A 14,385-nucleotide genomic window follows, 5' to 3' on the forward strand; every position below is an offset into this window, starting at 1 on the left:
GACAGTACCGGCCACAACGTTCATCTATCCTCCGTTTCATATCTCTGTCATAACGTCGTAGCCATGGTGTCATCACTCGCGCGGTTCGTTCCGGACAGCATCACGCAACGCTATCTGGCCAAGTTTGGACTCGTTCTCGTCGCCGTGTTGGTCGTGACGATCTGTGTCGCGCTATTTTTCTACGCCGACATCTCGGGTGCACTTTCCGAAGACGTCCGAACGGACATGCAACTCACCGCGGAGGGGGAAGCCGAGGAGCTGGCGCTCTGGGTCGAGGATCACCGTCAGAAGACCCGCCTTCTCGCCGCTCATCACACGCTGACGACCGGGACTGACGACGAGATCGAACGAATGCTCGCGGCCGAACTCGAGGAACATCCGGAGACGACGCAGGGAATCCACTACTTCGAGTACGGCGTCGGCGTCCAGAGCGTGACGATCGCCCGGAGCACCGACGACGAGATGGTCGGGACCGACGTTCGGTCGCTGGTCGGCACGGCGAGCGTTCACGTCGAGGACGACGGCGAGATTCGCGAGCGCGGAATCGGTTACCTCGACGAATCGTTCGAGCCGACCTACACGGACACCTTCGATCGGGACGGGGAGTATCTGGTCGGGTTCTTGAGCCCGGTCTACGCCGACGACGAGCCGGTCGGAATGGTGATGATAACGATCGACGTCGGGGACCGCGCGTCCATGTTTCACAACCCGGTCGACGGCGGTTCGACGCAGGTCATAGACGAAGGCAGCGATGCGATCCTGTTCGCGGAGGACGACGACGTCGTTCTCGAGCCCTATCGCGAGGGAACCAACGAGTCCGTCCTGACACAGGGCTTCGACGGGGACGCCGATGGATCCGAGGCGTTTCGCGGCTCGGGAGTGATGGAGTACGATGACACCGACGAGATCGTCTCCTACGCGCCCATCGAGGGCACCGACTGGCTGCTCGTCTCACACGCACCACACGCGAACGCCTATGCCCTCGCGGATGACGTCCTCACCTCGTTGCTGGCGCTCGTTACCGTCTCCCTCCTCGGGTTCGTCCTCGTCGGTGTCCTGATCGGGCGGCCGACCGCGACCGTCCTCGACGATCTCGCTGAACAGGCCAACGCGCTGTCGAACGGGGATCTCGAGGTCGACATCGAATCCACCGATCGATCCGACGAACTCGGTCGCGTCCAGAACGGATTCGCAGATACGCAGCGGTACCTGCGAACAGTCGCCGGACAGGCCGACGCGATCTCACACCAGCACTTCGACGATCCGATTCTCGAACGGGACGTTCCGGGCGGCCTCGGCGTCGCCCTCGAGACCATGCGGACGGACCTCTCCGAGTTCATCACCGAAATCGAGCGCTCACAGCGCGAGGCACAGGCGGCTCGACGCGAGGCACAGGAACTCGCGGACGGTCTCGAACGTCAGGCAGAGCGCGTCAGCGAGGCGATGGCGAACGCGGCGGACGGAAACCTCACGGAAGAACTCGACGAAGACATCGACAACGACGCCATGCGCGAGATCGCTCGCTCGTTCAACGAGATGCTCGACCGCCTCGAGGGGACGATCCTCTCGATTCAGGAACTGGCGGACGAGGTGGATGACGTCAGCGAACGAGTCGCCTCCGGCGTCGACGAGATCGAACGAGCGAGCGAGGAGGTCGGCGCGTCCGCCGACCGGATTTCGACCGGTGCCGATCGCCAGAAAACCCAACTCCAGGACATCCTGACGGAGATGAACGATCTCTCGGCTACGGTCGAGGAGATCGCGTCGACGTCCGATGAGGTGGCTGCGCTCTCGGACCGGGCATCCGAACGAACCGCGGATGCGGCCGGCGGCGCGAGCGAGATCATCGACGAGATGAATCGTCTCGAAGCCCGCATCGACGGGATCGCAGAACAGATCGTCGTGCTGGACGACGAGGTAGCGGAGATCGACGAAATCGTCGGACTCATCGACGAGATCGCAGAACAGACGAACCTGCTCGCGCTGAACGCGTCGATCGAGGCTGCGAGCGCCGGCGAGGCCGGCCACGGGTTTGCCGTCGTCGCCAGCGAGGTCAAAGCCCTCGCGGAGGAAACCGCCGAAGCGACCCAGCGCGTCGATTCGCTCATCACCGGCGTCCAGCAGTCCACGACCGAGACCGTCGAGGACGTCACCGAAATGCGAGCGCAGGTCGGTGCCAGCGTCGACGCCGTCGAAACCAGCCTCGAGGCGATCGACGACGTCACGGATCAGGTCGAAGCGGTCAACGACGGGATTCACGAGATCGACCGGGCGACGGACGAGCAGGCACGAGCCAATCAGCAGGTGGTCACGATGGCCGACGAGGTAACGGACGTCAGCGAACGGACCAGCGCGGAGGTCGAACGCGTGGCCGCGGCGACCGTCGAACAGACGACCGCGGTCTCGGAGCTTTCGTCGGGTGCCCGTTCGCTCGCGGATTCGGCCGAGCGACTGACCGACTCCCTCGACGTCTTCGCAGTGGACGGAACGTCGACCTCAGATCGTGAATCGAACGCCGGCGACGTCGTTCTCTCCAGTAACGGCTCACGGGAGACTCACCCGGACAGTGATGCGGAACCGATCGAGTCCGAGACGGATCCGGCACTCTCCGACGACGCGTCATAACCGGCGGAAAATCGATCGGTTGGATGACGGGCGCGACACCGTGTCGACACCGACGTTCGTTATCAGATCTCGAGCAGAACTTTGCCGTCGATCCGTTCCGACGCTCGTTCGAGTGCGGCTTCTGCGTTCGCTAACGGATAGGTCGTGGTCACGATCGGCAGGTTGTCGACGGAGCCCGATGCCATCATCCGGATAACGCGGGGATAGATACGCTGACCGGTGTGGCCCTCCGAGCCGTAGATCTGTGCGGCCGATCCCTGGTACTTTCTGAGTGTGATTTCCGGATCCGATCCGGCGTTGCTGATGTGAACGACGTTCGCTCCTTCCGCGAGGCTGTCTTCGATAGCGGGGTACGTCTGCTGGACGGCACCCGCCGTTTCGACGTGGACGTCCGCGCCCTCCCCCCCCGTCACCTCGTCGATCGTTTCGACTGGATCCCGTTCGATCGGGTTGTACACGTGCTCGAATCCGAGGTCGCGTGCGACGGCACGCCGTTCGTCTGACGGCTCGAAGGCGATCACCTCGCCCGCACCCGCGCCGCGGGAGACGTTCATCCCGGTAAGTCCGATCGGTCCCGCCCCGTGATAGACGTGGTAGTCACCGGGGAGGATTCCGTCCGCTCGCCCGAACAGGCCGTGATACGTAATGGTCGCGGGTTCGATCGTCGCCGCCGCTTTCAAAAGCGCATCCTCGTCGTCGTAGGCCTGTCGGAGCGGGGAGACGTCCCAGCACAGCTTCTCCGGGACGGTAACGTACTCCGCGAACGCACCTGGTACGGTGAACCCCAGCTGCTCGAAGTACGTACAGTGGCCTGGACTCCCCTGTCGACACGCGTTACACCGCCCGCAGTAGTCGGTCACCTCCGAGGTGACGAGGTCGCCGTCCTCGAAGAGACGGACGTCCGACCCCGTTTCGACGACGCGACCGGAGAACTCGTGGCCGATCGTATTCGGAAACTTCGCGTACGCGGAGTAATGCATATAGCCGTCGTCGCCGCTCGCGACCATCGACAGATCGCTCCCGCAGATGCCCGCGTATCGAACCTCGACGAGCACTTCCTCCGGACCCGGGGTCGGTCGCGGCCGTTCCTCGAGCGAGAGCGTTGGGTCGGTCCAGATCTTCGAGGCGTTCATCGCTCGGCCCGTTTGCTGTTCTCTGTCCGTGACGTCGTATTCGGGCTGTGGTTTCCAATCCGCGTCTACAACGAGAGCACGCATAATCGTACCATCGAATCAAGACCGTTTGAATGTTGTCGTTCGCTGAGTGTACTTCGTGTCCGGTCTCTTTCGTTGGATAACCGCCTGTGATAGTGTTCACTTTTGACCGAACTTCCGATCGAAGACTGAATAATAACTGAAATACCTTTTCCTAACCATCAAAATTCCCGGTAAGACTCCACGATTTCGCCCTCTCTGTGTGTGACACCCTATCACAACATTTATCATGGTCGAATATAGAACATATTGTTATGTCTGAGAGGACAGGCCACAGTGGTAATACACGACGAGGGGTACTGAAAAAGACAGGAGCTGCGATGGCAACCGTGCCGTTCCTGGCTGGCTGCGCCGAGGACGGCTCCGGTGATCCTGGAAACGGTAATGGAAACGGTGGTGGTGAAGGCTTCGAACAACCGGATAGTGACGAGATCATCGACGCGACGTGGACTCGTGGCATAAACGAGACCATCGACGACATGAGCTGGAACCCGCGGAGCATTACGCTCAGCCCGATCACGCAGTACGACCTGTACTCGGGGCTGTGGGTCTGGGACTACCTCGAGGGTGGACTCAGCGGCGAACTGGCCAGTAGCTGGGACATCGACGGCGACGAGGCCTGGGTCGAGTTTTACGACTCGTACTGGCACAACGGCGACCAGTTCACGACGGAGGACGTCGCGATGTCCTTCGACATCATGTTCTGGCAGCAGATGAACGCGGGCGACCGGGAGGAACACCCGATCGAATCCTTCCACATCGAAGACGACACGTCCGCGCGAATCGTCTTCAGCGGTGATCACCCACCGGACTGGCAACACTGGGTCGACATGCCGTGGCGAGGATACGGTATTCTGTACGACAACCGAAACATCACCGGTGATTGGTACGATCAACTGGATTCCGTCGATCCGGAATCCGACGATTTCGCGGAACTGTTCGACGATTTCACGACGACCGAGGACATCTACTCGCCCGAGGAAGGTGATTATCCCATCGGCAACGGTCCGTTCCAGTACAAAGAACACACGGACACGTCCGTTACCTTCGAGCGGTTCGAGGACTACGCACACGCGGACACGATCAACTTTACGGAGACCAGGTGGGAATTCCACGACGACCGTGCGATGGCGTTCTTCGAGGGCGAAATCGACGAATCCCGTCACGGCGTTCCCCCAGAGCCGGAGGACATGCACCTGATGCCCGACGACTACCAGCTCTACCGTGAAGGGAATCAGCGTGAAACGGACGTTACGTTCAACAACGGTGATGGCGTCCCCGGCGACGACCGTCCCGTCTACGACCGCGCCATCAGAGAGTCGATCAACTACCTGGTCGACAGAGACGAGTGGTCGGCAATCTTCGGTGAGATCTGGAGTCCGCTCGAAGAACCCGAGCATCCGATCCCCGAGGGAACCCTTCGGGAACAGCCCCAGGAGTTCCAGGACATGATCCACGACCTCGATCTGGTCAACCGGGAACACGACATCGATACCGCGATGGAGCGTGTCAACGACTCGGACAACTACTACTACGACGAGGACGAGGAGATGGTCATCTGTGAGAACGGTGACTACCACGTCGACGCGGGCGAGCAGGCTCACATCGAGATCCTCTCGCGTCAGGACATTCGTGCCGACATCTCCCAGTTGCTCAGTCAGTGGATGGAGGACTTCGGCTGGTCCGTCGATCGTTTCCCAGTGGACTCCGCGACCGAGTCCGAACGCCGTGAGAACGGGACGTTCGACATCAAGGTCAACACGAGTTCCTGTGAAACGGTTGGCGATCACGCCAGCGGTCCCGAGATCGAGACGTACGAGGACCGTATTCACTGGTCCAACCCGCTTCCCGTTCCGGAGGTCAACGACTGGGACGGCGAAATCGTCGGCTGGGACTACATGGAAGCCTGGGACGAGCACGCCTCGCTCCCGGCGGACGCACCGATCGAAGAGTGGGGTCAGTACTACGTCGAAGCCTCGTGGGCGTGGAACTGGCTCTGCGGTCGATTCTTCAGCCTCGGTCGGACCGAGCCCGGAGCGATCCGCAACGATCAGTTTTCGATCGACGGCGACAGCACGCTGAACCACATCGACACGGCACCGAGCCACGGTATCCGATCGCCGGAAACGACGGTCTGGGCACGCGAAGAGTAGCCACGGGACACGCTGTCCCGTACCACAACGTATAAGTATTAAACTCTACGATTTACACTGACTAAAGGCATATGAACTGGTACTTGCAACGGACGATACAGATGTTGTTGACCGTCTATGTCGTGATTACGCTCACATTCGTTCTAACACGAATGTTACCTGGGAGCGCGATCGGGGTTCTCCGAGCACGACTGGAAGATGAGACGGATATGAGTTCGGCAGAGGTCGAAGCGGCGATCCAACAATTCATCAATATTCATCCCGACGATCCGATACACATCGCCTACCGGGATTACATGCTCGCGACGTTACAGGGAGACCTCGGCCAGTCCATCTGGTACGGCAGAAGCGTCAACGAGATCGTTGCTGAAGCGATCCCCTGGACGCTGTTTATCGTGAGCTGGTCCCTCTTTATCGGATTCTTCGTTGGGATTATCCTCGGCTCGCTGATGGCGTACTACGAGGGTGGAAAGATCGACGTCGGTCTCACGACCTACGGGATGGTCGCTGGATCGATCCCCTACTATATCTTCGCCGTCTTCCTGTTGATCTTCCTCTCGTACCGAACGGGCATCTTTCCGACCTCGGGGCGAGTCGGAAACGTCGAACATGGATTCAACCTGGCGTTCATGGGGAGCGTCATCCATCACGCGGCGTTACCGACCATCTCGATGATTCTCGCGGGATCGATCGCCTCGTTATCGATGCGTGGAAACAGTATCCGTGTCCTCGGATCGGATTACCTCCGAGTTGCACGCCTTCGTGGACTCTCCAACAACACGATCATTAGCCAGTACGTTCTCCGGAACGCCGTTTTGCCGATGTATACCAGTTTCATGATCAAGATCGGCCAGATGTTCGGCGGCGTGATCATCCTCGAGATGATCTTCGGCTATCACGGCATGGGGTGGTTCATGGTCGAGTCCGTGGATACGCGTGATTATCCGCTCATGATGGGCTGTTTCATGGTGATCACCATCGCGGTCGTGATCGCCCTCTTCCTCGCGGACCTCACCTATCCCAAGATCGATCCCCGAGTAACGACCGAAAACGAGGAGCTATAGCACAACAATGTCCAGAGAACATACCGATACGAACGATACTACGTCTGATACCGGAACGCCCGTCGCCGACGGCTCGGGTGCCCCTGCGAATCCACTCGACGTCCTAGAAACGGAGTCCGACGTTGACACCAGCTTTGGTACGACCCAGAAAATGAAAAAATACCTGCGGATCTACCTCTGGGAACCCTGGCAGGTCATGCGTCGCGACTGGCGCGCACTCGTTGGCATCTCGATTCTCTCTTCGTACATCATTATCGGCATTCTCGGCTGGTTGTTCCTCGAGCCCACTCGTATGGGTGACGGGCCGAACCAGCTTCCGTGGTTCCGATCGCTGGCACATCCGCTCGGGACGAACCTGTACGGCGTGGATCTGATGCGAGAGACGATCCACGCGATCCCGATGATCCTGAAAATGATGTTTGCAGGTGGTGTGTTCACCATCATCATGGGTACAGTCATCGGGACTGTCGCTGGCTACAAGGGTGGCACGGTCGACAAGGTACTGAGTACGATCACCGACGTGTTCATCAACATTCCCGGTCTCCCGCTCGTCATCGTTCTCGCCGTCGTGTTCACGCCCGAAAGCGCGTACGCACTCGGCATTCTGCTCACGATCGAGTACTGGGCCGGACTGGCTCGCGCGGTTCGGTCACAGGTTTTGCAGATCCGATACGACGAGTACACCGAAGCTTCACGAACGATCGGTCTTCCCACCGGTACGATCCTGTTGAAGGACGTGATTCCGCACCTCGCTCCGTACATCACGATCAGGTTCGTCTCCGCGATGCGAACAGTCCTCTTCTCGGCAGTTGGTCTCTACTTCATCGGTGTCCTTCCGGAAGGTGACACGAACTGGGGAATCATGCTGAGCAACGCCTACAACAACGGCGCGATGTACCGGCCACAGCTTCTCCACTGGATTCTGATTCCGTCGATCGCGATCGTCGCCCTTTCGATCGGTATGATCTTGCTCTCACAGTCGCTCGACCGGGTGTTCAACCCACGCGTCCGTGAGAAACACAAAAAGGACGACGAGGAACTCCTCGAGGAAGAAGAGGACGTCGGTGGCAAAGGCCTGACGCTCGGCTAACGACTGCTTTTCTTATCATACTTTTTCTCGCTTCGTTTCGTTACCGATCGATCGAATCCCATCGTTCCCCCTTTTGAACGTTAGTCCAAAGAACGACACGTCTTAGTGGATCCACCGAGATGTCCGACTATGCCATCAGTACCGACCGGATTCAAGGCGCTTCCGGAGCCTGACCTCCAGACCTCGTTCGAAAGGGCAGACGAGTACGAATTCGACTTTCTCGAGGTTCCACTCCACCCGTTAGCGGAGTGCCGAGAGATCGACGGCCGATCGGAGGACGTTCGCAAGGCTGCGGCGGACACCGGCGTCGACGTCGTCGCTCATCTGCCGCATAAGCCACGCGACATCGTCTGCGTCGCCTCCGCCCGCGAAGACCGCCGAACCACCGCGTTCGAGAACGTCGAGCGGTCCATCGAGACGGCGAGTGCGATCGGCGCGTCGAAAGCCGTTCTCCACCTCGAAGCACCGGAGACTCATCTCGCGGACGACACCGAACGAGAGCTGTTCGCCGTTCTCGACTCCCTTAGCGAATACGGTCGAACTCACGGCGTCGAAGTGTGTTACGAAAACCTCTCGAGGCGGTATCCAACGCTCGCTGATTTCCCACAGCTACTCGAGCGTACGTCCGCTTCGATCACGCTCGATACGGGACACGCACGGGTCAACGGCTACAGCTCGCCGGAGATCGCGACGTTCGCCGGTCAACACGCCGGTCGCATCTCCCACGTTCATTTGAACGACACCCGTGGGAGGGCGGACGAACACCTTCCGTTCGGTTCGGGTACGATCGATTTCGAGTCGATCTTTGCGTCGTTGTTGGAGGGCGGATGGGACGGGACGATGACGACAGAGGTCAAAACTCACGACTTCGATTTCATCCGACTGGGAAAGGAGAAGCTGGACGAACTCATATAATATCCGATGGTTCAGCTTTTCTCTTCGGAGCCGTCGCTCGGAACGATCTTGTCGACCATGCTGATCTCGAAGTAGACCGTCCAGAAGACGGCGAAGACGAACGCTAACAGGAGGATCGTTACCCGATCGTTGATCCCGTATGCCATCGTGATGTAGGCTGCACTCAGAACGACACCGTAGTTGTACAACAGCACGGACACGCTCGCCCACGTGATTTGCATACGTCCACATGCCGGGGCACCCCCTAAATCTTGTCGACCGAGATGCCCGTGCCTCGAACGACCTATCGAACCAGTGGCGAGTGGCGTGTCTGGAACGGTAAGAATATAATGATCGAGAGCAGATACCTTGTTAGGATGTCACAGCCTGCAATAGACCACACTGATCAGTCCCTCGATGAGGACGTCATTATGAGTGTGCGTGATGCGACCGTCAGCTTTGATATGAGTCGTGGTGAATCACGGGTCCTCGACAACGTGAGTATGGATCTCCAGCGAAACGAGATCCTCGGCGTCGTCGGTGAGAGCGGATCCGGGAAATCGATGTTCGCCTCGGCGCTCCTCGATGCGATCGTCGAACCCGGTGAACTCCGCGGTGACGTGATATACAACCCCGAAAACGGCACGCCGTTCGACGTCACGGACCTCAGTGAAGAAGAGCTCAGAGAGTTCCGCTGGGAGTACGTCTCGATGGTGTTCCAGGGTGCGATGACGTCGTTTAACCCGGTTCGAACCATCAAAACCCATTTTGTCGAGACGCTGGTCGCTCACGATGCCCACGTCGAAGAGGGGTTAGAGCGAGCGCGGGACCTACTCGTCGACCTCCACCTCGATCCCGATCGCATTCTCGAGTCCTACCCTCACGAACTCAGCGGCGGCATGTCCCAGCGGGCGTTGATCGCGCTCAGCCTGGTACTGGAGCCGGAGGTGCTGGTCATGGACGAGCCGACGGCTGCACTCGATCTCTTGATGCAGCAATCTATTATCTCGCTGCTCAAAGACATTCAGCAGAAATACGATCTGACGATCGTCTTCATCACTCACGACCTTCCGCTGATCGCCGGAATGACCGATCGCCTCGCGGTTCTGTATGCGTTCGAATTTATCGAGGTCGGTCCGTCGATGGATATTCTTACCGGCTCTGTCCATCCGTATACCCGCGCGTTGTTGAAGTCGGCACCGAATCTGAAGATGCCACTCGACGAGATGCAGCCGATCGAAGGGAACGCGCCAGATCCGGTCAACGTCCCGGCCGGATGTTCGTACCACCCACGCTGTTCGCTGTCGACCGATCTCTGCGAAGCGGAGGACCCGGAGTTCTACGACGCGGGTGGCGAACAGGAAGTTTCGTGTCATCACTGGGAGGATGCGGCTGATGCGGTCCCTCTGGACCTCACGAAGGCCGCCGAGGCGAGTACCGACTTCGCGAGCGGAAAGCAGTCCGGCGAAACGATCCTCTCGATGGACGACGTCGAGGTCCACTTCGAGGACGGTGGCAGCGGTATTCTTGGGAAGTTCTTCGATCCGCCACAGACGGTTCGTGCCGTCGACGGGATCTCGATCGACATCTCGGACAACGACGTCTTCGTGTTGATCGGGGAGAGCGGCTGTGGGAAATCCACGCTCGGCAAAACGTCGGTCGGGATCCAGGAGCCGACCGGGGGAACGGTCGAGTTCAAAGGCCAGGACATCTGGATGGCACGGAAACGGCTCGGTGATATCGATATTCCGTGGGGCGATATCCGGCGGTCCCTCCAGATCATCCATCAGGATCCCGCGAGCTCGCTCAATCCGAACCGACGCGTCGAATCGCTGCTGGCCGATCCGTTCAAGCGCTGGCATCGCGACAAAAGCGAAGAGGCACGCCGAAACATCATCCTGACGTTGCTCGAGCAAGTCGGGATGTCTCCACCGGAGGACTACATCGATCGGTATCCACACCAGCTCAGCGGCGGCGAGAAACAGCGCGTCGCACTCATTCGAGCGTTTACGATGAATCCGGAGCTGATATTCGCTGACGAGCCGGTGAGCGCACTCGACGTCTCGCTCCGGGTCGAGATGATGAACCTCATGATCTCGCTTCAGGACATGTTCGATACGTCGTTCCTGTTCGTCTCGCACAGTCTCGCGAACGCACGATACATCACTGGTCGAACTGGCGGACGTATCGGCGTCATGTACCTTGGCGAACTGATCGAGGTCGGTCCACCGGAGAAAGTCATTCACGACCCACAGCATCCGTACACGCAAGCGCTACGCTGGGCCACTCCCGAGCTGACGATGTCGCTCGACAACGACGATGCGCCGATGCGGACGATCGACGTCCCCGACGCCACGAACCCGCCGTCGGGATGTCGATACCATACGCGATGCCAGTACGCCCGCGAGATCTGTACCAGCGAAAAGCCGTCGATGATGTGTGACGACGAAACCGGAGAGCGAAACGCGGCGTGTTTCCGCGTCGACGAGGAACACGAATACTGGGACAGCGAGCCCGTGGAGGGCGTCGAACTCGAGGAATAACTCGACACCTTCGACTCTGACATCCCGGAAAATCCGTTGATTGGCGGTTTATTCTCGCTTCACCGCGACCGAATTCGATGCGCGTTCGTACTGATCGAGGATCGCATCGTGGATCTCGCCGTTCGTTGCGACGATGTGAAGCTCTCGTTCGCCGGCACTGAAATCGAGCGGCTCGTCGTTCAGGTCGGTCACCGTCCCGCCGGCCTCTTCGACGAGTAGCGTTCCCGCGGCGACGTCCCACGGCGACGTGTACTTGTCGAACACGCCGTCGAGCGTTCCCTGACCGACGAGCGAGAGATCTGCCGCCCCACAGCCGAGTCGTCTGACTCCCTCCGTCCGCACCGGGTTTCCGATGAGTCGCTTGAACAACTCGAGGAACTCCTCGTCGGTCGCGGCCGGCGGCGAGATTCCCATCCCGAGAAACCCCCCCGTCAGTCGTTCGGTGTCAGAAACCGCGATTTCCTCTCCGTTGCAGTAGGCTCCTTTCCCCCGGACCGTCGTATACACCTCGTTCATCTCCGGGCGGTTTATCACGCCCGCGTGAATCTCCCCGTCGATCTCGAGGGCGATCGTGACGCAATAGTACGGAAACGAGTTCACGTAGTTGTGCGTTCCATCGAGCGGATCGACGATCCACCGGTAGGATCCGTCACCGTCCGCTCCGGATTCCTCGGTGAAAAACGAGTGATCCGGATGTCGCTCCCGAATGTGCTCTTTTATCACCCGGTCGCACTTGATGTCGATCTCCGACACCATATCAGTCGGAGACTTGTGTTCGACGTCGAACTCGGTGTCGAAGTTCTCCGAGAGGATCGTCGCACTCTTTTCGGCCGCATCGACCGCTGTCTGAAGATACTCGTCGTCGATCATTCTGGCAACACTCTGTCCGAGAGATTACGATGAACCAGTGTAAGTGTTTCCCTGCCCGGATCTGCGAGAACGTCACGACGCGGCCTGCGAACCACGAATTTCCGACGAAAAGTACCGCCCTCATCCGGTCTACTGTAAGTCGTTACCGGAGCGACCGCGAGCCGTCCTGCGGTCGCTCCGGTAAAAAGTCACAGCAAACCGTATCAGTCGAAGCCCATTCGTGATTTCAGCCGCTGTTGATCGGATTTCTTCTGGGCACGGTTATTGAGGAAGTAGCCCATCAGAGAGAGGAGGAATGCGATCAACGTGAACATGAACAGGATACTCCCCAGTGCGAGCATGTGGTCGATCTGAATCCCAGCGTCGTATGCGCTCTGTGGAATCGCTCCGAAGTGGAACACCAGCGGCGTTACGAACACGGAGAGTCCGAGAACGTACATCCCGTATCCCAGCGTCTCGAGCGTGGTCGATTGACGATACAGAAACGCGGCTGCCGCCACGAAGGCGACGGGCAAGACGACGAGTTCCAGACCGATCCCGCTCGTCACGTACGCCATGTACACACCGAAGATACTCGACGCTCCAACTACCGTTCCAACTCGACCCCAATCAATGCCGCCTTCGGTGGCATCTCCGTTCGTCTCCTCCGGTCTGTCTGGTTTGACGTACCGGATCGCCGCCACGTACCAACACGCTCCGAAAACCAGAAGCGACAATCCCCAGATGCCAGCGATCCCTGCCCAGACGCCATCGCCTATGACGAAGGCGATAAGCGTCATCACTCCCCCCCAGAACGTGATTGTCAACGCGGCAGAACTTCTGATCTTATCGAGGATTCGATACACTGGATTGTTGCGAATCGTTCCCATCACGCCCGAACTGGACGGCTGATTCTGGGTCAACAGCGGACTCATTGGTCTAGGGATGGTCCAGCTATGTAATGAAATTTTTGGTCGTATTGACCCGGCTTTATGGATCGGTAACTATCGTCCCGACTTCCTCGAGTACATATCCGTCGCTCAGTCTGCGTTTTTGCTCACGTCGATGTCCCGACTCGTATCTTCCGCTTGATTTTCGCGGTTCTCGCTCGTGTCGTTGGCTCACGGGTCGTTCCTCCCCGTTCGCTTATCCGCGGTTCTCGCTCGTGTCACTCGCTCCGAACCGCGCTCGCTCCGAACCGCGCTCGCTCCGAACCGCGCTCGCTCCTCAGACCCGTGACCGCATAGCCCTACAATTTAAATAATATGAACGTAGAGTGTACGGTATGGCAACAGGCTTCGTAACGGACCCAGAGGGGTTTCTCCGGAAAAAAGCGGCAACCGGCCGATTGTGGATTCCATCGCTGTTCGCAGTTCTCGTCGGCATTGCGTTGCTCTCACAAACGTGGCTCATCCGTGTTCAACTGGGCGGTGAGTTCCTTCGCGTTATCGACGCACTCATCATCTGGGGTATGTTCCGCGTCATCGAGGGATTCATCATCTGGATCTATTTCATCGTCGCGTTCTGGGCGATGGGGATCGCCCTCGGTGGAAAGCCGCTTCTGGGTCACGTGATTCGGGTCGCAGGATGGGGCCTCCCACCGTTCATCATCGCCGGTCTCGTCTGGGGAGCTGGTTACTACTACGCGCTTCGCGATGCAACCCTCCTCGAGTACGATCTCCAGGGAATCGAAGCCGAGTGGGAACTCCTCGCTGATTACAAGGCACAGGCCGTCGGTGATCCGTACCTCGTCGGCGCGACGCTCCTCGGAAGCGGTGTACTGCTTATCAGTGCGTACATCTGGGTGAACGGCGTGAAGACTGCCTGCGATCTCGATAAACGAAATGCGACGATCGCGGTCGGCGTTCCACTCGCTCTCTACGTTCTGTACCGGTTCCTCGCTATCTACGGAATTCTCCCGGGACCGTAAATCTCACATCCCGATTGTCGTCT

11 protein-coding genes are annotated in these 14,385 nt (G+C 59.0%); 7 read left to right on the forward strand and 4 right to left on the reverse strand.

Annotation, left to right across the window (positions count from 1 at the left end; genetic code table 11):
* Positions 1-63 precede the first annotated feature (63 nt).
* On the forward strand, positions 64-2,625 hold the full coding sequence (locus EA462_RS12880; RefSeq protein ID WP_124178991.1) for a methyl-accepting chemotaxis protein: 2,562 nt from the start codon (positions 64-66) through the stop codon (positions 2,623-2,625).
* A gap of 62 nt (positions 2,626-2,687) precedes the next feature.
* On the opposite strand, the gene iolM is transcribed toward EA462_RS12880, so the two are convergent.
* Positions 2,688-3,842 (reverse strand): scyllo-inosose 3-dehydrogenase, encoded by a 1,155-nt coding sequence (gene iolM, locus EA462_RS12885; RefSeq protein ID WP_124178992.1) that lies wholly within the window; start codon positions 3,840-3,842, stop codon positions 2,688-2,690.
* A gap of 317 nt (positions 3,843-4,159) precedes the next feature.
* On the opposite strand from iolM, the gene EA462_RS12890 reads away from it, so the two are divergent.
* The 4 genes from EA462_RS12890 (at position 4,160) to EA462_RS12905 (ending at position 9,061) form a co-directional block, all read left to right on the forward strand.
* A complete protein-coding gene (locus EA462_RS12890; protein WP_165872065.1) occupies positions 4,160-5,992 on the forward strand; it encodes an ABC transporter substrate-binding protein in 1,833 nt (610 codons plus the stop codon).
* Between the two features lie 71 nt (positions 5,993-6,063).
* Positions 6,064-7,056: an ABC transporter permease gene (locus tag EA462_RS12895; protein ID WP_124178994.1), complete on the forward strand. Its 993-nt coding sequence runs from the start codon at positions 6,064-6,066 to the stop codon at positions 7,054-7,056.
* A 7-nt stretch (positions 7,057-7,063) separates the two neighbouring features.
* Positions 7,064-8,146, forward strand: a complete 1,083-nt coding sequence (locus EA462_RS12900; protein ID WP_124178995.1) for an ABC transporter permease — start codon at positions 7,064-7,066, stop codon at positions 8,144-8,146.
* 129 nt (positions 8,147-8,275) lie between these two features.
* Positions 8,276-9,061: a sugar phosphate isomerase/epimerase family protein gene (locus EA462_RS12905; RefSeq protein WP_124178996.1), complete on the forward strand. Its 786-nt coding sequence runs from the start codon at positions 8,276-8,278 to the stop codon at positions 9,059-9,061.
* An 11-nt stretch (positions 9,062-9,072) separates the two neighbouring features.
* Here the strand turns inward: EA462_RS12905 and EA462_RS12910 are convergent, their stop codons facing one another.
* Complete coding sequence (locus EA462_RS12910) at positions 9,073-9,282, reverse strand: hypothetical protein (RefSeq protein ID WP_124178997.1); 210 nt, start codon at positions 9,280-9,282, stop codon at positions 9,073-9,075.
* A gap of 135 nt (positions 9,283-9,417) precedes the next feature.
* Here EA462_RS12910 and EA462_RS12915 point away from each other — a divergent pair, with 135 nt between their 5' ends.
* Positions 9,418-11,583, forward strand: a complete 2,166-nt coding sequence (locus EA462_RS12915) for an ABC transporter ATP-binding protein (protein ID WP_124178998.1) — start codon at positions 9,418-9,420, stop codon at positions 11,581-11,583.
* Positions 11,584-11,631: 48 nt separating this feature from the next.
* Here the strand turns inward: EA462_RS12915 and EA462_RS12920 are convergent, their stop codons facing one another.
* Both EA462_RS12920 and EA462_RS12925 read right to left on the reverse strand, forming a co-directional pair.
* Positions 11,632-12,453 (reverse strand): inositol monophosphatase family protein, encoded by an 822-nt coding sequence (locus tag EA462_RS12920; RefSeq protein ID WP_124178999.1) that lies wholly within the window; start codon positions 12,451-12,453, stop codon positions 11,632-11,634.
* A gap of 203 nt (positions 12,454-12,656) precedes the next feature.
* On the reverse strand, positions 12,657-13,367 hold the full coding sequence (locus EA462_RS12925; RefSeq protein WP_124179000.1) for a hypothetical protein: 711 nt from the start codon (positions 13,365-13,367) through the stop codon (positions 12,657-12,659).
* Between the two features lie 350 nt (positions 13,368-13,717).
* On the opposite strand from EA462_RS12925, the gene EA462_RS12930 reads away from it, so the two are divergent.
* Positions 13,718-14,362: a YIP1 family protein gene (locus EA462_RS12930; RefSeq protein ID WP_124179001.1), complete on the forward strand. Its 645-nt coding sequence runs from the start codon at positions 13,718-13,720 to the stop codon at positions 14,360-14,362.
* The last annotated feature ends 23 nt before the right edge of the window (positions 14,363-14,385 follow it).

Source organism: Natrarchaeobius halalkaliphilus (assembly GCF_003841485.1).
Classification (GTDB): Archaea; Halobacteriota; Halobacteria; order Halobacteriales; family Natrialbaceae; genus Natrarchaeobius; species Natrarchaeobius halalkaliphilus.